Raw genomic sequence first — 19,057 nt, 5'->3', positions numbered from 1 at the left:
ATGACGAAGGGAGTTAAAGTCCGATATGGAAATCAACCTGCAAATCGCCCCCGCTGTTTTAGAGCGCGTCCCCTCCTTTAAGGTCGGCGCTGTTTTATATAAAGGAATTGAAATCGCAGACTCGCCGCAAATGCTAAAAGGCCGGCTGCGCCTGTTTCAGGAATCGCTGTTTTTTGATTATGCCGACAGGGATCTCTCCGATGAGCCTGCAATCAAAGAATGGCAGGAGACCGTTGCCTTAATTGACCCGTCTTATACCGGCCGGCAAACAAGCCTTGAACGGCTGCTGACGGACATCAAGCACCAGCAATACATACCCTCCGCCGATTCGGCATCGGATTTAAGCCGTTTTTTCTCGCTTAAATATTCTGTTCCGGTTCATATTTATGACGCCCGGATGCTAAAAGGTCCGATCCGTATCGGGATCGGCGGAAAAGAAGATATCCTTCTTGTCTCCGGCGAATCCGGTACGTTCGGATCCCTTTCAGATCAGATCAACCGCTGCCCCGTCAAGCCGGGGACGAAGGATGCCCTTCAGCTCGTTTTTTTCAGGCCTTCCACCTCAAAAGACGAAGCCATCCGGCTGCTAGAAGCTTTGACAAAAATGTTTGAACAGATTCACGGCGGAGAACATATATCCGCTGTCATTCCTTAACACCTGCTTTCCGGAAGCAGGTTTTTTCATACATGAAAAAACGCAATGCTTCGTTTAATCTGAGAAACGAAACACTGCGTTATAAACAGTATGTATGGAGCGGGTGATGGGAATCGAACCCACGACATCAGCTTGGAAGGCTGAGGTTTTACCACTAAACTACACCCGCGCAATCTATTCAAAACCGTTCATCGTTTTGACTTTTATAATGTTACACGTTTATTAAATTTTCGTCAAGGGGATATTAAAAATTTGTCGAAAAAAAGCGCCGAAAAAATCGGCGCCTTTTTTTTAGTATCGGGCTTTTTACCAGCTCGATTTTTTCACTCCCGGAATTTGTCCTTTGTGAGCCAATTCCCGAAACGCAATCCGCGACATGTTGAATGTTCTCATATATCCTCTCGGCCTTCCGGTCAGCCCGCAGCGGTTATGCAGCCTTGACGGCGCTGAATCGCGCGGAAGCCGGCTGAGCGCTCTGTAGTCCCCTTTTTCTTTCAGTTCTTTTCTGATGGCCGAGTATCGCTCTACAAGTTGTTGCCGTTTCTTTTCCTTGGCGATTTTCGATTTTTTCGCCACTCTTTACCCTCCAGTCATAAATCGTAATTATTACGTTTTGAATATATCATACATTTCCTGATGCCCGCAAATAAAAAAGCCTGCATAAAGCAAGCCTGATGAGATATTATTTCTTTTTTTTTCCATAAAAAGAGGATATGACAGCCGTTATGATAAAGATGCCGATAAATAGTCCGATCATAATGAAGAAAAAATTCGGCTTCACCTTCAGCGAAAAAGCCGACTCGCTCTCCATCACAATAGACAGACTGTTAAACAAAATACCGGTATTCGTTTGACTAGAAAAAAAGTGGTAGAACAAAAGAGCAGCAGCAACCATCGGAAATGCCAGGAAGCTTGAGAAACTGGCAAATATGAGTCCCTGCTTTAAAGAATTTGCATTCATGATGATTTCCCTCCAATTCCCCTGATCATCAGCTGTTTCATTATCGATTTGCCATCCCCCATAAACGGAAGCAGATAGATCATATGCAGAGCATAGGTCGCAAAGAACAGGAGTATGCCCGCTGACACCATGTTTTCCCGCAGGCAAAGGATCGTAAACAGCACGCCGGCCACTCCCAAAATCCCCGGAACGAGCGGACCGAGCACCGTTATCCAAATCATTTTTTTCCTGTACGGAGAAACCGCCGGCCTGACAAATTTTACGGACATCATGTCAGCCGCCAAAAATCCCCCCGGCCCCTGTTTTCCGACGAACCTCCTGTGCACGGTTCCATGCACCGTCTCATGCAATACCGTTCCCGAAATTAATCCGGCATAGATGATAGAAAAATAAACGGCGATGTTGACAATCGACTGATCGGGAACCGCAATATAAGCTGCAATCGACAGTACCAAAAAGAGAAACCAGAATAAAATAATTTTCCTTGAAATAATATGAAGACATGTTATGTAAAGAAACAAAAATGAATCAGAACGGCCTGAAAACCTTTCCCTGTAGCCGGGGCGGTACTGACTCAAAAACTGTTGAAAAAACCCGCCATATTTCCAATTGATCAGATACCGGCGGTTAAGTCCTGTCAACAATTCGTGCAAATCTTTTTGCAGTACCGATTCGCTGATGCGAAAAACACCCGCAAGGCCGGCTGCAATCTCCGCTTCATCCTTTTTTCCGTCGATTTCTTTCAGCATGCGGTAGGCTGTCGGATTGATCGGAAAATCGGCGCCAAGGTCATGATCTGAAATGTATTTTTCATTAAGCGTCACATGCTCCGGAAAATAGGGAATTTTTTTTACCGCAAAATATGTTTTCAGCATATTAATGATCATAATGGTACCTCCATTTAAACCCGCCGTGCATGAGCAGGATTAACAACATTTCCAGAAACGGGACGAAAAACAACAAGCCCTGCCCCAATATCTTCTCTATTACGTAATTTCCTATAAAAAACAGCGGAATCAAAAAGAGAAGGAGCATCCCGAACGAGAAGATTCCCATATACGGATTATTTCGGTCAAGCGGAAACATGATGCCTGCTAGATAAAAGACCGCAATCGAATTGAGAAGGACGGCCATCGTCTTCCAAAAGACCGCGAAGCTGTCCGGAAAGGTCCAGGTCAACAGGGAAAACATGCATAGCTGCACAAGCCCCAGCGCACACAATCCGAGATATTTCGACCATAAAACCGTTGTCATTTTCAGATGAAGCGCCTTGTACACCGTCATCATCCGCTTATCATTGCCAAAGGAATTGAACGCCGCGATTCCGGTCACGCCGCCAAGAACGATGTAGCTCTCCCCGGTAAACCCGACCTGGAATTTGTATTTTAAAAAGCAGAACGCCAAAAGCAGAAAAATGAAGTTCAGCACGTTTTCCTCGTTCCTGGCTTGTGATTTGATTTCTTTCACCGCCAGCGCCAACGGTTTTGCCGACGGCATTTTCAAAAACGAAAACAGCTTAGACGATCTTTTTTCGGTGAGAATCGGCACAAGATTCAGCGACAAAAAAGAGGCTGATACGGCGGCTGCCATTACAGTCAAAATCGCTGCAGCACCAAAGCCCGCTTCCTGACCGTTCATAAGCTGAAACAACGGTACTGCAAAATACGCCAAGTTGTAATCAAAGGACAGATAGACGTTTTGAATCCTTTCCACATCAAAGCTGGACAGACCGTAATACACGGCCAGCGCGATGAGCGCAAACAGCGAAAAAAATTTTTGCAGCGGAAAACCGAATGCTAAAATGACGATGTTCGCAAGGTTGTATACAAGATGCAAAATCGAGAAGAAAAAAATGATTTGCAAAAACAGCGCCGCAAAAAACGCAGCCGTAAATCGAATTCCTGCACCGCTGGCAATAAAATTTGGCACGAGCAAAATAAACATGATAAATAAGACCAGGCACGCAACTGCTCCGGCAAATGGAATAAAGTAACCGAGACTTCTCTGAAAGGGCGTCAGCGGAAACCAGCTCAGCTGCATCGAGAAACTGTTCTGCTCAGGCGTCCGTACCTTGAACAAAATAAAGAAGACAAACGTAAAAATCGAGACGTTCATCAGCATTGAAATGACGAACAATCCGAGCGGGCCCTCGTCGCCGTTTAAAAACGAGCTTAAAAACATCCCGGTGAAGCTATATCCGACCAAGCCCCCTACTCCGATTGCCATAAGCAGAAAAGATAAGGCCAGCATTTTTTTCGTACCGGTGTTTAACAGCTTGTTTATTTCCTTTTGCCACATTTTCAGCATCATCTTAGAAATTTCGAATGATTTGATCAAAATGCGCACCCCTATCACTCAGCATAGAAGCTTTTAAAAATACTTCTTCAAGCGAATCGCTGTTATATTTAAGCTTTAATTCGCCTACCTTTCCTTCATCCATTTTGACTCCTTTTGAAAGGATGGCGATTTTATCACACAGCTCTTCAGCTGAAAGCATGTCGTGCGTCGATAGCAGAATCGATCCCCGGGTTGCGGTATAGCGCTTCATCAGTTTTTTCGTATTGATGACCGCTTCAATATCAAGCCCCCGAAACGGTTCATCCATGATGACAAACTCGCTGTCCAGCATAAAAGCCGAAATCAGCTGCGTCTTTTTTTTCATTCCGTGGGAATACGTTTCAATCGGCTCGTGCAGAGCCTCCTCCATGTCATAGAGTTCAATTAATTGTTTCCTCCTTTTCTTTGATGTACAATGATACATTGAGGAAACAAAATCCATATATTCGGCAGCGGAAAGGGCTTCCGGCAGCAGCAGGTCATCGGGAACATAGGCGAGCTTTTGCTTAAATTCTGCCGTCTCGTTCGACAGACCGTCCAAAATAATGGTTCCTTCACTGGGCTTTATGATGCCCAAAATTGAATTGATGATAGTCGTTTTCCCGGAACCGTTCGGACCTGCTATCGCGACAATTTGATTTCTATCAATCTTTATATGAAACCCGCTTACGGCAGTCACATTGTTTTTATATGTTTTAGACAGGTGATCGATTGTAAACATAATGCCTCCAGGGTAATGATAGATGGTAGAAGGACTTAACCGCCCCCCACAGACGGTTAAGCCCTTGTTATGATATGTCTCGATGTATACAGATGACCCTAAGTATAGCTATTTCTTACACTCAATTTTAACCTCAAGTCCGTTGACCCATTTGACGGCTCCCGTGAAGCTGCCGTTTCCGTTGGCCACGCACCATACCGCTGCGCCGAGAACAATCGTTGCGCCCAGTGCCAGCAATACTGCAATAAACACTAGAAACCATGCTTGATCTTCGATCGCAGGACTTACGGAATAATCAACCTGCGGTGCTGCGTATGTCATTTTTCCCCCTCCTTTCTATCAAGTACCCACAGAGTAACATATCCAAAATCATACTGAAATCTATGAATTTTACTATTCTTCAAATATTACATTCCAACTATTTATTTAATTTTTTTTCAGATCCTTCTATCTATTTTCCCACTCATTTTCGCATGGAATCGGCTTTTTCTTCCGCCTTCATTCATTCCTTCCCTGAAATTGATCACTTTTTCCCATTCCCTCCATTTCTCCGGCTTTTTTTGAACGACAGTGTTAAACTTGCCCTTTATGACAAAAGAACCAAGATAAAAGATTTATCTATCCTCGAAATGCAAAGCTTAAAACAACCATAAAGCCCCTTTTTTAGAAGTACGGAATAGTCCAATTTGATTGTTCCATTTTTGTCAATTTTATGTATAAATTAAAATGTTGTAGAGGACAAATCGTCGTTTCTAGCCCAAAAGATCTTGATTGCTTTGTAAAAAGAAATTAACATTATGTTAAGTTGATTTAACAATATATCAAATATACTATATAAACAAAGAATTGCAGGTGGTACCATGAATAACAAGGTCAGGGAACTGAGAGCGAGGTACGGGTATTCACAGGAAGCTCTCGCAAAAGCGGTTGGAGTGACGAGGCAGACCGTTGCGGCTATCGAAAAAGGCAATTACATACCGTCTCTCCTGTTAGGATTAAAGATTTGCGAAGTATTTCAATTAAAAATGGAAGACGTTTTTTGGTTGGAGGAGGATATAAGATGAGTATGAAAACGAGAACTTTTTTTCACATCCTTCTGTTCGGACTTGCCTGCTGGACGTTTATTTCGTTTTTTCATGCTGCGGAGCAGATTGCCGGCATTCTGAAAACGGGCGGGGCAGACTTGCATGTTGTGCTGAATCTTATTCCGATTCTGCTGTTTGTTTTCGTACTGGCGATTTATTCATACTTGGAAAAAAGGGGGAACTCCCGCAGGCATAGCCTTCTTCTCATACCGGATGAATTTAAAGAGCAGGATGAAAGGGAACAAATGATCACCGCCAAAGCTTGCAGAACCTCTTATATCGTCCTGTATGTGGCGATGCCCGCCGCGGCGCTTTTATTGATCTTTTATCCGTTTTTCCAGGCGAAAATGCCGTACTTCCCGATCATCGTCATCTTTGTATTAATTACGATTCAGCATCTGTCATACATGCTTTCCTTTCATAAGCACAAATAAAAAAACTCCAGAACGCCTGGAGTTTTTTTCGTTTACAGCGTTTTTTCCTTATGCGTTGACGGAAAGTGGTCATTTCCGATGACTTCGCCTGACGCTTCTCTTTCAAGTTTCGTCCGAAACGGAAGGAGCGGAAAGACCTTTTCGGCAAAATGATACGCTTCTTCAAGATGGGGGTAGCCCGAGAAGATAAATGACTCGATCCCGAGATCGGCATATTCTTTTATCCGGCGGGCGACCGTTTCCGGATCGCCTACAAGCGCCGTGCCGGCTCCGCCTCTGACAAGTCCGATGCCGGCCCAAAGATTCGGGCTGATTTCCAGCTTGCTTCTCTTCCCTTGATGAAGCTCAACCATTCTCTTTTGCCCTGATGAATCCATCCGCTTCATCGCATTTTGGGCCGCCGTGATCGTGTCGTCATCAAGATGGCTGATCAGTTTATTTGCTGCCTGCCACGCCTCTTTTTCCGTTTCCCGGACGATGACATGCAGCCTGATACCGAAACGGACGGTTCTTCCTTCTTTTTCAGCCAGCCTTTTGACGGATTCAATCTTTTCTTTGACGAGAAAGGGCGGCTCTCCCCACGTTAAATAGACATCCGCGTGTCTGGCGGCCGTCTCCTGGCCCGCTTTTGAAGATCCGCCAAAATAGATCGGCGGATGCGGCTCTTGAACCGGCGGGAAGAGGAGTCTGCCGTTTTCGGTCTTCAAGTGCTTTCCCCTGTAGCTGACAGTCCCGCCTTTTAAAAGCGAACGCCAGATGTCGAGAAATTCATTTGTCGCTTCATACCGTTCATCATGGCCGATAAACAGACCGTCTCCCGCCAGTTCATACGGGTCCCCGCCGGCGACCACATTAATAAGGAGCCTGCCGTCAGCAAGACGGTCGAATGTGGATGACATTCGCGCGGCAACCGACGGCTGCATCAAACCCGGTCTGACAGCGACCAGAAATTTCAGGTCTCTCGTGACCGCCGCTAAAGCGGCAGCCGTAATCCACGGGTCTTCGCACGATTTTCCCGTCGGCAAAAGAACCCCCGTATATCCCAGCCTGTCAGCCGCCTGAGCCACCTGCTTGAAATACGTATGGTCGGCCGCTCTGCCTCCTGTGTTTGTGCCGAGATAACGTCCATCACCATGAGTTGGAATAAACCATAAAATTTCCAAACCGATCTCCCCTTTACTTTTGATTTCCTTGATAGCTGTTTCTCCAGCCCAGGCACTTCCTTTCCAACACTCTGACGAATGAATCCGTCAACTTTCCGACGGCTGCAAAAATCAAAATCCCGACAAACACCTTATCGGTTTGCGAAAACTGTCTGGCATCCATGATCATATATCCGATTCCCGCGCTTGATCCCATCAGCTCGGCAACGACTAGTCCGAGCCACGATACGCCGAGCGACAGGCGGATTCCTAAAAGGATGTTCGGAAGCGATGCAGGGAGAATGAGCTTTGTCACCTGCTTCAGCCAATGAAACTCCAATACCCTTGCCACATCGAACAGCTTTGAATCGACGCCCCTGATCCCCGAAAATGTATTGATATACACCGGGAAGAAGGCGCCAAGAGCGATCAGCAGCACCTTTGACAGCTCGTCAAAGCCGAACCATAAGATAAACAGCGGCGTGACGGCGAGATGCGGAACGGTCCTCAGCATTTGCAGAGACGGATCGAGATAATCCTCGGCTATTTTGGAGAATCCGGTGACCAGCCCGAACAGGAGCCCGAGTCCTGCCCCCAGGAAAAAACCGAGCGCGGCGCGCTGAATGCTGATGCCTAAGTGAGCAAAAAATTCTCCCGATGCGATAAGGTCCCGGAAGGTCAGCAATATGTCAAAAGGCGCCGGAAGCACGGTCTTTGAGATGAGCTCCAATGCTCCGACAAGCTGCCATAATAAAATGATGATGACTGGCAATACCAATCCTTTTCCCCAGGCAAGCCGAAAAGCGGCAGGCTTATGTTTGGCGCCTGTTTTCGGCCCGACTGCGGCGGTGTTTGGTGAAACTGCCCTCATTCGTCGTCTCCTCCTTTGAGCACTTTTTTCATAAACGAGTTGTCAACCACTTCTTTTACATCAATCTGTTTGTTGATCGCTTTTAACTCGTATTGAAAATCGGCAGTTTCCTGCTGCGTTTGAATGATGCGGTCTGTGATCGGTTCGTTTAACGGTTCCGTGTTATTCAGCACGTTTTCTACGACCTCTTTGTCGATGCCTTTGATTTTCGAATAGGTTTCAACCGCTTCTTTTTTATGGGCTTTCTGCCACTTCACGGCTTTGTCGTACACCTTCAGAAAACGGACGACCTCTTCTGGATGCTGTTCGGCAAATTCGCTCCGAACAAGCGTAAAACCCGGGGAATACCGGTCAATTTGTTCACCGTCTACCAATATCTCAGCATCGCTTTTGATTGTTTTAAGGGACAAAAACGGCTCCCAAATCGACCACGCGTCAATCGCCCCGCTGTCAAATGCAGGCATAGCCTCGTCAGGCTGAAGCTGGATGATGTTCACGTCGGAAGGCTTCAAACCGGCCTTATCGATCACTTTATAAAGAAAATCGAATCCGCTGCTTCCTTTTGCGACAGCCACCTTCTTTCCTTTCAAATCCTTGATGTCAGTGATGCCGCTCCCTTTTTTGACAAGGATGCCGTTCGCTTTTAAGCCGTCTTGTGAGAGGCCGATTTCCTTAAAATCGATGCCTGCCGCCTGTCCTGCGATCACCGGCGAATTGCCGACCTGGGAAAAATCGAGTTTGTCCGCGGCGATTCCTTCAAACTGCGGCGGACCGCTTTGGAACTCCGTCCATTTCACTTTGATTCCATCTCTGGCAAACTCTTTTTCAAACCAGCCTTTTTCTTTCGCAAGCAGCAGCGGGCTCAAGCTTTGCTGCACCCCGATGTTAATCACTTCCAAATCCTTGCCGCTTCCGTTTGATCCTGCTGCTGAACAGCCTGCAAGCAGCAGGCAGCCCAGTACATACAACGCCCATTTTTTCATCCGTTTCCGCTCCTTTCTGCTTTAAATCCCCGAGCCTTCTTGAAAGCTGAATTCTTCCGTTTTCTCAAATTCTTTCAGCACTTTTTGCCTGATTGACTGAAAAACAGGAGATGTTCTGCTGCGCGGAAATGGCAGATCAACCGGAAGCAGTTTATGAATTCTCCCCGGCTTTGCGGTGAAGACCGCGATCCGGTTGGCTAAATAAACGGATTCGTCGAGATCATGGGTGACAAGGATCATCGTCATTTTCTTCTCTCTCCAAATGTCTGCCAGCACATCCTGCAGATGCTTTCTCGTAAAGGCGTCCAAGGCGCCGAAAGGTTCATCAAGCAATAAAATCTCGGGTTCCCGCAAGAGTGCCCTGGCTATCGCGACCCTTTGCGACATTCCCCCGGACAGCTCGCGCGGATACAGTTTCTCCGCGCCTTTCAGCCGTACCGTTTCAATCAATTCATCGACTTTTTTGCGTACCGATGGTTCTTTCAGGCTTAAATCTGCGGCGATATTTTGCTCAACCGTCATCCACGGAAAAAGCCGATGCTCTTGAAATATAAAGCCTTGCTGAATCCCCGGACCTTTGATCTCTCTGCCGTTCATGCTGATTCGCCCTTCATAATCCCCGTCAAGCCCTGCAACGATTTTTAAGAGCGTGCTTTTTCCGCACCCGCTTGGTCCGATGACAGTCAGGAATTCACCGTTTTCGACCGCTAGCTTCACGTCTCGAAGCACGCTCGTTTTACGGCCGCCGTATACAAACGCTTTTTCGTTAACACGGATTGATAAAGACATCTTGTTCCCCTTTCTTTGCCATTATGAAAATAAAAAGCTCTTATCCCAAATTGAGATAAGAGCCTTCGGTTGACCGATCAGCGCTGATGGAATGTTCCGAAATATTAAATAACATACTAATTCATATTATTCCGACCTGTCAACCCTATATTATAAAAAAACAGATGAAAGGTTCCCCTTTCATCTATCTGTATTGCCCGTCTTTAATTGTAAATGTTACCGCCTGCTTTTTTAAATTCCTTCGCCTTCTCTTTCAGTCCTTTTTGAATAGCCTTTTCTTCAGCAAGGTTGTTTTCCTTGGCATAGTCGCGAATATCCTGGGAAATTCTCATGCTGCAAAACTTCGGCCCGCACATCGAACAAAAATGCGCCGTTTTTGCGCCTTCAGCCGGCAAGGTTTCATCATGGAATTCAAGCGCTCTTTCCGGATCAAGCGACAGGTTGAACTGATCTCTCCAGCGGAATTCAAAGCGCGCCTTTGACAGCGCATCATCGCGGAGTTGCGCACCGGGATGGCCTTTAGCGAGATCAGCCGCATGAGCCGCGATTTTGTATGTGATGACGCCTTCGCGGACATCGTCTTTATTCGGCAGTCCCAAATGTTCTTTCGGCGTCACATAGCAAAGCATGGCCGTGCCGTACCAGCCGATCATCGCCGCTCCGATCGCAGACGTAATATGGTCATAGCCCGGCGCGATATCGGTTGTCAGCGGCCCCAGCGTATAAAACGGCGCTTCCTTGCAAATCTCCATTTGCCTGTCGACGTTTTCTTTGATTTTATTCATCGGCACATGCCCCGGCCCTTCGATCATCACCTGAACATCGTGCTTCCAAGCGATCTCCGTCAGCTCGCCAAGCGTTTCCAATTCGGCAAATTGCGCTTCATCATTCGAATCCGCAATCGAGCCCGGACGAAGGCCGTCTCCCAGCGAAAATGCGATATCATACGTTTTCATAATCTCGCAAATCTCCTCAAAATGCGTGTACAAAAAGCTTTCTTCATGGTGCGCCAGACACCACTGCGCCATGATTGCCCCGCCTCGGGATACGATTCCGGTGACGCGCTTCGCCGTTAACGGCACATACCTGAGAAGGACGCCGGCATGAATCGTAAAATAATCGACACCTTGTTCAGCCTGTTCGATCAATGTGTCGCGGTAAATCTCCCATGTCAAATCTTCGGCCACTCCGTTGACCTTTTCGAGCGCCTGGTAAATCGGCACAGTGCCGACGGGGACGGGACAGTTGCGGATGATCCATTCCCTTGTCGTATGGATATCCTTTCCTGTGGATAAGTCCATCATCGTGTCTGCTCCCCAGCGGATCGCCCATGTCATTTTCTCCACTTCTTCTTCAATTGAGGAGGTGACGGCTGAATTGCCGATGTTTGCGTTTATTTTTACGTGGAAGTTCCGTCCGATAATCATCGGTTCGCTTTCCGGGTGGTTAATATTTGACGGAATGATCGCCCGGCCGCTGGCCACTTCTTCCCGGACGAATTCGGGAGACACATGCTCGCGGATCGCGATGAATTCCATTTCAGGCGTAATGATCCCCTTTCTTGCGTAATGCAGCTGGGTGACATTTTGCCCCTTTTTCGCACGCAGCGGTTTTCGTTTCAGGCCTGGATAGCTGTGATTTGCTTTCTCTTTGCTTTTATAGCCGTTATCCTCCGGCTTTACTTCTCTGCCTTCATATGTCTCGGTATCGCCGCGTTCTCTGATCCAGGACGCCCGCAAAGGCTTCAGCCCCTTCTGAATATCAACCTTCGCATTGGCGTCTGTATAAGGACCGCTCGTATCGTATACGCGGACAGGCCGATTTTCTTCTTCTCCAAATGATCCTGTTGTAGGACTTAAAGAAATTTCTCTCATCGGCACTTGAATGTCAGGACGCGATCCTTCGACATACACTTTTCGGCTTCCTGAAAAACTTGACATCATCGCGATGTTTTTTTGCTGTACTGACTCATGTTTCATGTGAAAATCCTTCCCCTCTTTAAAAATGATCAGGACGAAACTCCAGAACAGCACCAGCACAAAAAAACCAGGCACATTGTTCATGAACCTGGTTTAAAGTCAGTAAAATCGGCAGATGACCGCATCGCAGCCGGACATCCCTATCCTTCATCTTTTTACTTCCCCACGCTGGTACGAACCAGATCAGGTCCAAAGGGTTAAGAAACGCAAGTTGTTTCTCTCTCAGCCCTCAACAGGGCACCCCTAGTAAAGCTATTATATTCGTTTCTAATAGTAACACATCGATTTGACAGTGAAAATCATTCAGAAATAAATGAATCCTTTTGACTATAAACAGCGTATAAAAATTGCTTTTATTTCAGGATAAAAGGAGAAGATCGAAACATGTCACTGTTTAAAAAGCTTGCGGCAAGCGCAGGCATCGGAGCGGCAAAGGTCAATACGATTTTGGAGAAAAATGAATATCTGCCGGGTGAGAAAGTGAACGGAAGCGTTCTTGTAAAAGGCGGCAACACCGAACAGCACATCAGGTACATTGAATTATTGCTGGAGACCGAATACGCCATCGTAAAGGATGATAAAAAAGAATGGAAAACCGTCACCATGGAATCCCGCAGGGTAACGGAATCATTCACCATCAGCCCGGGGAAAGAAAGGCGCTTTCCTTTTTCATTCATCATGCCGCTTGATGCGCCGATGACGATGAAAGGGACGCGCGTTTTCTTATTGACAGACCTGGACATTCAAGGCGGCATCGATAAATCGGACGAAGACCCGATTGCCGTCAAACCGCACCCGTGGATCAAATCTGTGCTGGAAGCTATGGGAGACCTCGGATTCAGGCTTCAAGAGGCTGATTGTGAACATGCGCCATACTTTAACAGGCGGATGCCTTTCGTTCAGGAATTCGAATTTGTACCGGTCTCGCAAAATTACCGCCGACTGTTTGACGAATTAGAGCTCGTATTTCTTCTTGAAGATAACGGGTTGGACGTCATCATCGAAGTCGACCGCCGCGCCAGAGGATTGCGGGGCTGGCTGGAGGAAATGTATAACGAAGGCGAAAAGCTCGTCCGCGTCCGTTTTGACGAATCACAACTTAAAAATAGAGAAGAGCTGAAAACATCGCTTCAGGCGATCATTGAGCAGTACGCCGGATAAAAGGAGAAGGAGCCGCTCCGGCTCCTTCCTTTATTCATATATTTCGATGCAGCACGTCAAGGATCTGTTTCAGATCCCCGGCCGCAATTTGGCCAGGTGCGGATGCCTTTCTGGCCGCTCCGAAAGTCATCGCTGATCCAAATAACTCTCCGGCCAGCCGGCTGATCACGCCTTTTCCGGCCATCGACATCGTAATGATCGGGCCCTCCGCGTACCGCTCATACATCGTATGAGTCGCCTCAAGCAATGTCAGCACATCTGCCGCCGTTTCAGGCATCACCGCAATCTTGGGCAAATCGGCTCCCAGCTCCTGCGCTCTGCGCAGCCGGGACACGATCTCTTCCGCTCTTGGCGTTTTTTCGAAATCGTGGTTGGATATAATGACGAAAACATGATGCATATGAGCCGCTTCAACCAGTTTTTTTACATCCTGCTCTTCATTGAACAGCTCAACATCAATCACATCTGCCAGCCCTGTTTTGGCAACGGCATGATTTAAAGAAAAATAAAATTCCTTGCTGACTTCTTTTTCGCCGCCTTCCTCTATGCTGCGGAACGTAAAGATCAGCGGAATGTCTTGCAATATGGCACGGATTTCAGCCAGCGCTTCTATCACTTTTTCAACGTCTTCCACATTCTCAAAAAAATCCGCCCGCCACTCGACAAGATCCGGATCGACAGACTGCAGAAAAGCAGCTTCTTCTTTCAATTGTTCCAGCGTTTCTCCAACAAGCGGCACGCAAATTTTCGGAGCTCCCTCTCCGATTGTCACCCCTCTGATCTTCACCGTATTCATCAACGGCCTCAACTCCTGTTCTATATATCACAATGTTCTTTGCATTAACGGTACCGGAGATTGGTCATAAGCGCAAGCAGAAATTAAACCACTCGTATACCAACACGAGATCACCTTTCGATAGCTTGTTTATTTAAAAATGAATCTACGATCCCTTGCAGAATATCACTCATTTCTTCAGGCGATTCTTTCCTGCCTCTCTCAAACCATTTTGAAAGGATATTCCAAAAACCCCCGGAACTAAATGCAAGCCCATACTCCAAACTGATTTGATTTTTAAAATGAAAGGTGTCTTCTTTAAACTTTTCATGAAGAGCCGGTAATAATTCATTATATTTCTCAACGACCAAATAAAACAAATGATTCTGATGAAGGGCTTGTAAAAAATCGGCATGTCTGCTCCAAAAGTTGAAGTATGCATGCCCAAGACTAGATAAGTCGATATGTTTTTCCTGAACAATGTAATTGGAATATTCACTGCAAAGCTGCTCAAAATAGCGGTCTAATATATCTTTTTTTGATTGGAAATGCCGATAAAACGTTCTTCTGTCAAGCTGTGCTTTTTCCGCTATCTCCGTAATGGTAATGTCAGAAAAGCTTTTTTCCTTCATTAGCTCCAGCAGTGAATGCGTCAGCCAGCTTTTAGATTGCTGTGCTGTTTTTGAGAGCATTTGATTCATGTTCTCGCTCCTGTCTCACTTTTTATTGCGATGTAGCACTTTTCGTTGTCTTATTGACTTTATTTATGATGAAATGTCACAATTGTGGCACATAAAAGGGGGAATGTAAATGGATAAGATGCAATTGATTGCCTGGCTGCTGCCGACATTATTTATACTGCATGATTTTGAAGAGATGGTGATGGTTGAGGCATGGGGCAAAAGGTATCAGAGCAAACTGAACCAATTGAAAAGAGCGCCATTCGGTCATTCCACGACTGCTTCTTTTGTTTGCGCCGTACTTGAAGAATTTATATTAGCTGTTGTTGTAACGATCGCCAGCATTTATTTTAATCAATACATTGTCTGGTTTGGCTTCTTTTTTGCCTTTACTGTTCATTTTCTTGTTCACATCGTCCTATGGTTGACATTTAAACATTATGTACCAGGTATACTGACTGCAATCCTTATGCTGCCGTTTTGTTGCTATCTGCTGATTGTTGCAGCGGAAATAGAGACATTCAGTTTCTCTTCAATGGTCTTATCGGGCATAGCCGGAATGCTTATCACCTTTTTAAACCTTATGTTTCTGCATAAAAAGATGGGACTTATTCAAAAAAAGCTTGAAACATATGCCCGAATATGAAAGTCAATAAAACAAACGGACGTCCCCGCTGTGTAAAGATAAGAAGTGTGTTTGTCTCACAGTCTCTTAAAGGGTCAATTTTAATTCTGTTCTTTCCACTTTTCTGCGTTTCATTCCTTCGCGTGCAAGTTACCGGAGGATGCCTCCTATTGCGGAAGCTTGAATGTAGCATGAAGCGTTCGTTTCTCTGTCATTGAAGCCACATGTTTGTCCAGCTTCATCTTTTGAGATTTCTTTAGATTTGGCGCCTTTACTTTTGTCTGCTGACCGGACGCCACCCCCTTGGATGCCTGCGCCACAGCAACGCCTGGGGTTATCGCTCCCAGCAGCATCGCAAGTGATAAAACCAACATTAGACAATACTTTGTGAACGATTTTTTTAACATAGAAAATGCCATCCCCATTTCTTTTAGTGCATGATCATTTCAAGTTGTAAAAAGCAAATCCAAGGGTGAGCGGTTCTAGCAGGTCTATGCTTCTTCATTACGTTTATGAATAACATAAACCTGAGAGAACCTTGGGTTCTGTATTTCAGCAGGCTTACAACTTCCTTTTACTTTGTACATGAACTCATCCGCCGCGTACTCCGATACATCCTGCAGTTTCCGCTTATAAGACTTAACCTGAAGGAGCTGTCAGCTCAGACGTTTCCTTCAGGCAATACTTCGACATGTTAAAGACGACCGCCTACCTCGGTGTCGTCGGTCCAGTGACAGGCCCCAAGGCGCTGAATATCCGGTCAAAGCGTCGCATCGCTGTCTCGAGCGGACCGGCAGGGAGCCGTGCAATCAGCCACCCTGTCACCGTCGTCACGGCTGCGACGAGCAGATCACCGAATGGAAGTGCCCCGATATCATACTGGGCCCCCGAGATTTCAAGAGCCCATATGACAACAAACTGAGCTGCATACATCGTCAACGCTACACGTCCGACTCCAGCGAACGCCTTTAACACGGCAGTGGTCTTCTGCTGCACGAGACATACCAATCCAAGCACCAGAAATGCGGCCCCTAGCCCCAGCATCGTCAGGAAAGTTGACGCACTGTGCGGAGCTATCGAAAGAAGATTGTGCCACAGTGGCGGTGTCACGTTGTGCGGCCAGATAGCATACTGATCCGGCTCGGCGACGGCGGTGCCTTGAACACTTACGAGCCACTCTTCAAAGGAACGGCTCAGCCCTGGAAGAACGAAAGCGCCCAGGAGCTTAGAGACTGTGAGCATGATTGCGCCGCTGCCCGCGAGCCAGAGTGCGGTACGCATCTTGGTAAGATCAAAGCGCCCGATCGCCATACCGGCGACGAAAGCGGGTGCAAGTGCGAGCGCGGACATCGGGCCGCCTGCAATATCACGAAGTAAGAAAGCTCCAGACAGGACGCTTCCTCCGAGAATCATCAGAGGTGGGCTCACTATAATCAAAGCTGCTGCTTTCGCAACGAGCACACGCGTCGAACGGCGAACCAGCACCAACGCCAGCACGAACAGTGCAGCATAAGCGGCAAAATCACCCCGAACGGAGTATTCAGCATGATGAGTAGATATCCTATAATATCGATAAATACCGCGCGGGCAAGCATCCGCGTCCGGAATGCAGTCGGCTCCGCTCCCCGATCCATTATGCGCCCGGCCATGATCGAGTAAGAGATGCCGCCGCAAAGCACAAATAACAGCGTCGTATTCCCGGAAACGATTGAAGCGTTCGTTTCGTTCAGGGCGAAGTGCTGTAAATACATTCCTATGACCGCCAATCCCCGCGCTGCATCAAGCGCCACAAGACGCCTTGCCCCCCGCGAATTTCCCAGTACGGTCTTCTGCCCTTCAGCTGAGTCCCGGGTGACGATTTCAACGTGCGCACCGTCCTGAAGCGGAGTTGATAAATCGACCAGCTTTCCGTTTAATTTGCCTGCAACCGCATTTTCCAGTCCTCCGCTAATAGAAGCCGCGACATCCTCGATGCTTGCTTCCTCTTCAAATTCTCTGACAGATCCGTCAGCCAGTTTAATGCTGATTGACAACTTCTATTCCTCCTCAAAAGATTAATGCTTTACCTGATCCATTGTTCCTTTTCCTATATTTAGATGAGATCTTGCTGTATTCCAAGATAGCGGGCAGATGTCGCTAAAGTTTGATCAACTTGTAAACAAAACGTAAAAAGGTCATAACTGTCAGAGGATAAGAACATATACATTAGGTATCCAAAATTTGTGCCGAGCTTCAATTCTTAAAACAAATAAAAGCACCTTGTCAGTGACAGGTGCCTGGTCCTTGTTAAAAGTGATCATTTGATTGGAGGGATTTCAATGAGGAGATCGTCAAACAAGAGCTGAACTGCTTAAACGTTATGAACCATTCATGGTGCAATTAATGAAGACTACAATACACCCTTGACGGTTCGCCGCTTTAATAAGGAATAAATAAAAAGAGCGTTCCTTTAATAAGGAACGCTCTTTCATCGCTTGGCAATACGATGTTTAGTGATACCGGTGGTCGGGGTCGAACACACCCCTCAAACCATTGATTTATCAAGGTTTTTGTTTACCTTTGTGCAAAATTTGTGCAAAAAAATTTTCGGAGGGTTTTCCTGTATTACGGACAGACGTATATCTAATTTTGTTATAATAAAATCACCAACACAAAAGGGACGAAGGAAAATGAGTATCCAATCAGATCAGCTTTATACAAGGCGGCAAAGATTTTTGTGGATGTCAACGTAGTAAAAAACGGAACTATCGGAAAGGGATAGCTTGCCGCGCTGCCGGTTAGGTAAGCTGTAGTCCATATAGAAAATCCCCCTCTTTTGTTTTAAAATGTAAATGTTCGTTTTAAAACAAGAGGGGGTTTATTATGGCTTTATTTATTTCAATATTTGCTGCTTTTATGCTTATAGGAGCACTTATAGGTGTATTAATGCTAATCCCAGTTCAAACAAGAAAAGCTGGACTTCGGCTGGCTCTTTTTTGTATTATTATTTTACTTTCAATATCACTAATTAATAATTTTTTTCTAAAGCACAAAAATGAACCGGTTGCCACCATTACTCCAGAAGAGTATAAAAAAATAAAAGAAGGAATGACTTATGATGAAGTCAAAAAAATTGTTGGTGGAAAAGCGAAATCTGTAGAAAAAGTTGGTCATTCCTCATCAAAATTTTATGATTTCGACGGAGAGGGCGGCTTAGAAAATGATGCAGAAGTATCTCTTTATTTTGTTGCTGGTGAGTTAAGTTTCAAAAGTGAATATGGGTTAATTACTAAAAATAATCAATCCGAATTAAATCATTCATCTACTGAGAATGAGACAAGCGATACAAGAAATATAATTGAAGATTTGGTCGATAAACATTTAAAGAACGTTTCTATTGAAGACATTGAAGTCAATCAAAATTTGGGGCATGATAAAAAAGATCAATACATTACGCTAGTTCACTTATCATTTGATCTTAAAAATTCACCAGCAACAACAAAAAAGATAATTGAACTATATAGTGAGGATTTGGCTGCTCGTCTTGCTGAGGAAGACACAAGCGTTAGCGAACTTTCTGTATTTTGGAAAGCACCTTATATAGATGAAGACGAAACTTTAGCAAAATTCTCTTATAAAAGATCTGGTGAAAAAATGGTGACCAGTGCAAGAAATGTTTCTCAACTCTTAAATTAAATTATGAGCCCATTCGAAAGGATGGGTTATTTTTCTTGTTGAAAACAGAACAAATGTTCCTATATAATCATCTCAAGGAGATGACACCATGAATGACAACTTGAGAGATCGAGGAACGATTAAATGGACAGCAATGATGCTGCCGGAGCATGTCAGTTTGCTTCGAGAGTTAGAAAGCAACCAC

Annotated in this window: 20 protein-coding genes, 1 tRNA gene, 2 pseudogenes and 1 riboswitch; of the genes and pseudogenes, 7 read left to right on the top strand and 16 right to left on the bottom strand. The window is 45.8% G+C overall.

Going from position 1 to position 19,057, the window contains the following annotated elements; translation table 11 throughout:
- Positions 1-25: 25 nt before the first annotated feature.
- Positions 26-655, top strand: coding sequence for a B3/B4 domain-containing protein (locus tag NSQ39_RS20850; RefSeq protein WP_046132972.1), 630 nt, complete (start codon positions 26-28; stop codon positions 653-655).
- Positions 656-750: 95 nt separating this feature from the next.
- On the opposite strand, the gene NSQ39_RS20845 is transcribed toward NSQ39_RS20850, so the two are convergent.
- The 7 genes from NSQ39_RS20845 to NSQ39_RS20815 form a co-directional block, all read right to left on the bottom strand.
- Positions 751-824 (bottom strand) — tRNA-Gly (locus tag NSQ39_RS20845).
- A gap of 137 nt (positions 825-961) precedes the next feature.
- Positions 962-1,231 (bottom strand): 30S ribosomal protein S14, encoded by a 270-nt coding sequence (rpsN, locus tag NSQ39_RS20840; protein WP_046132971.1) that lies wholly within the window; start codon positions 1,229-1,231, stop codon positions 962-964.
- Positions 1,232-1,337: 106 nt separating this feature from the next.
- On the bottom strand, positions 1,338-1,616 hold the full coding sequence (locus NSQ39_RS20835) for a hypothetical protein (protein ID WP_341017277.1): 279 nt from the start codon (positions 1,614-1,616) through the stop codon (positions 1,338-1,340).
- Entirely contained in the window at positions 1,613-2,503 is an 891-nt protein-coding gene (locus tag NSQ39_RS20830) for a PqqD family protein (RefSeq protein WP_065894211.1), read from the bottom strand. The genes NSQ39_RS20835 and NSQ39_RS20830 overlap by 4 nt, the downstream gene beginning before the upstream one ends.
- A complete protein-coding gene (locus NSQ39_RS20825; protein WP_216899512.1) occupies positions 2,493-3,962 on the bottom strand; it encodes a hypothetical protein in 1,470 nt (489 codons plus the stop codon). The genes NSQ39_RS20830 and NSQ39_RS20825 overlap by 11 nt, the downstream gene beginning before the upstream one ends.
- Entirely contained in the window at positions 3,928-4,674 is a 747-nt protein-coding gene (locus NSQ39_RS20820; RefSeq protein WP_046132969.1) for an ABC transporter ATP-binding protein, read from the bottom strand. The genes NSQ39_RS20825 and NSQ39_RS20820 overlap by 35 nt, the downstream gene beginning before the upstream one ends.
- A 108-nt stretch (positions 4,675-4,782) precedes the next feature.
- Positions 4,783-4,995, bottom strand: a complete 213-nt coding sequence (locus tag NSQ39_RS20815) for a hypothetical protein (RefSeq protein ID WP_046132968.1) — start codon at positions 4,993-4,995, stop codon at positions 4,783-4,785.
- 539 nt (positions 4,996-5,534) lie between these two features.
- Between NSQ39_RS20815 and NSQ39_RS20810 the strand changes: the two genes are divergently transcribed.
- Together NSQ39_RS20810 and NSQ39_RS20805 are read left to right on the top strand one after the other, a co-directional pair.
- Positions 5,535-5,738: a helix-turn-helix transcriptional regulator gene (locus tag NSQ39_RS20810; protein ID WP_046132967.1), complete on the top strand. Its 204-nt coding sequence runs from the start codon at positions 5,535-5,537 to the stop codon at positions 5,736-5,738.
- Positions 5,735-6,193, top strand: coding sequence for a hypothetical protein (locus NSQ39_RS20805; RefSeq protein WP_046132966.1), 459 nt, complete (start codon positions 5,735-5,737; stop codon positions 6,191-6,193). The genes NSQ39_RS20810 and NSQ39_RS20805 overlap by 4 nt, the downstream gene beginning before the upstream one ends.
- Before the next feature lie 32 nt (positions 6,194-6,225).
- On the opposite strand, the gene ssuD is transcribed toward NSQ39_RS20805, so the two are convergent.
- The 5 genes from ssuD to thiC all read right to left on the bottom strand — a co-directional run bounded on the left by ssuD (position 6,226) and on the right by thiC (position 11,957).
- Positions 6,226-7,356: an FMNH2-dependent alkanesulfonate monooxygenase gene (ssuD, locus tag NSQ39_RS20800; protein WP_046132965.1), complete on the bottom strand. Its 1,131-nt coding sequence runs from the start codon at positions 7,354-7,356 to the stop codon at positions 6,226-6,228.
- 13 nt (positions 7,357-7,369) lie between these two features.
- Positions 7,370-8,206, bottom strand: coding sequence for an ABC transporter permease (locus NSQ39_RS20795; RefSeq protein WP_046132964.1), 837 nt, complete (start codon positions 8,204-8,206; stop codon positions 7,370-7,372).
- Positions 8,203-9,189 carry an aliphatic sulfonate ABC transporter substrate-binding protein gene (locus tag NSQ39_RS20790; protein ID WP_175076726.1) on the bottom strand — a complete coding sequence of 329 codons (987 nt, stop codon included), beginning with the start codon at positions 9,187-9,189 and terminating at the stop codon, positions 8,203-8,205. The genes NSQ39_RS20795 and NSQ39_RS20790 overlap by 4 nt, the downstream gene beginning before the upstream one ends.
- Positions 9,190-9,210: 21 nt before the next feature.
- The gene (locus NSQ39_RS20785; RefSeq protein WP_046132962.1) at positions 9,211-9,978 is read right to left on the bottom strand and encodes an ABC transporter ATP-binding protein; all 768 of its coding nucleotides are present in this window, start codon (positions 9,976-9,978) and stop codon (positions 9,211-9,213) included.
- A 203-nt stretch (positions 9,979-10,181) separates the two neighbouring features.
- Positions 10,182-11,957, bottom strand: coding sequence for a phosphomethylpyrimidine synthase ThiC (thiC, locus tag NSQ39_RS20780; protein WP_175076727.1), 1,776 nt, complete (start codon positions 11,955-11,957; stop codon positions 10,182-10,184).
- 143 nt (positions 11,958-12,100) lie between these two features.
- A riboswitch (TPP riboswitch) is annotated at positions 12,101-12,212 on the bottom strand.
- Positions 12,213-12,341: 129 nt separating this feature from the next.
- On the opposite strand from thiC, the gene NSQ39_RS20775 reads away from it, so the two are divergent.
- Positions 12,342-13,118 carry a sporulation protein gene (locus NSQ39_RS20775; protein ID WP_046132961.1) on the top strand — a complete coding sequence of 259 codons (777 nt, stop codon included), beginning with the start codon at positions 12,342-12,344 and terminating at the stop codon, positions 13,116-13,118.
- Between the two features lie 34 nt (positions 13,119-13,152).
- Here NSQ39_RS20775 and aroD read toward each other — a convergent pair whose 3' ends face one another.
- The gene (gene aroD, locus NSQ39_RS20770) at positions 13,153-13,914 is read right to left on the bottom strand and encodes a type I 3-dehydroquinate dehydratase (protein ID WP_046132994.1); all 762 of its coding nucleotides are present in this window, start codon (positions 13,912-13,914) and stop codon (positions 13,153-13,155) included.
- A 110-nt stretch (positions 13,915-14,024) separates the two neighbouring features.
- Entirely contained in the window at positions 14,025-14,594 is a 570-nt protein-coding gene (locus NSQ39_RS20765) for a TetR/AcrR family transcriptional regulator (RefSeq protein ID WP_175076728.1), read from the bottom strand.
- Positions 14,595-14,703: 109 nt separating this feature from the next.
- Between NSQ39_RS20765 and NSQ39_RS20760 the strand changes: the two genes are divergently transcribed.
- Complete coding sequence (locus tag NSQ39_RS20760) at positions 14,704-15,219, top strand: HXXEE domain-containing protein (protein WP_216899516.1); 516 nt, start codon at positions 14,704-14,706, stop codon at positions 15,217-15,219.
- A gap of 146 nt (positions 15,220-15,365) precedes the next feature.
- Here NSQ39_RS20760 and NSQ39_RS20755 read toward each other — a convergent pair whose 3' ends face one another.
- Positions 15,366-15,605 carry a hypothetical protein gene (locus NSQ39_RS20755; RefSeq protein ID WP_046132958.1) on the bottom strand — a complete coding sequence of 80 codons (240 nt, stop codon included), beginning with the start codon at positions 15,603-15,605 and terminating at the stop codon, positions 15,366-15,368.
- 301 nt (positions 15,606-15,906) lie between these two features.
- Positions 15,907-17,231: pseudogene (locus tag NSQ39_RS20750) on the bottom strand (TGS domain-containing protein).
- 829 nt (positions 17,232-18,060) lie between these two features.
- Between NSQ39_RS20750 and NSQ39_RS20745 the strand changes: the two are divergent.
- Both NSQ39_RS20745 and NSQ39_RS23150 read left to right on the top strand, forming a co-directional pair.
- Positions 18,061-18,873: a hypothetical protein gene (locus NSQ39_RS20745; RefSeq protein WP_017474571.1), complete on the top strand. Its 813-nt coding sequence runs from the start codon at positions 18,061-18,063 to the stop codon at positions 18,871-18,873.
- 88 nt (positions 18,874-18,961) lie between these two features.
- Positions 18,962-19,057, top strand: a pseudogene (locus NSQ39_RS23150) (YolD-like family protein); the annotation flags it as partial.

The sequence above is a fragment of the Bacillus sp. FSL W8-0848 genome, assembly GCF_038007805.1.
In the GTDB taxonomy this organism is placed as follows: domain Bacteria; phylum Bacillota; class Bacilli; order Bacillales; family Bacillaceae; genus Bacillus; species Bacillus glycinifermentans.
Note: the sequence above shows the minus strand (reverse complement) of the source record. Positions and strands in the feature narration are given on the sequence as shown.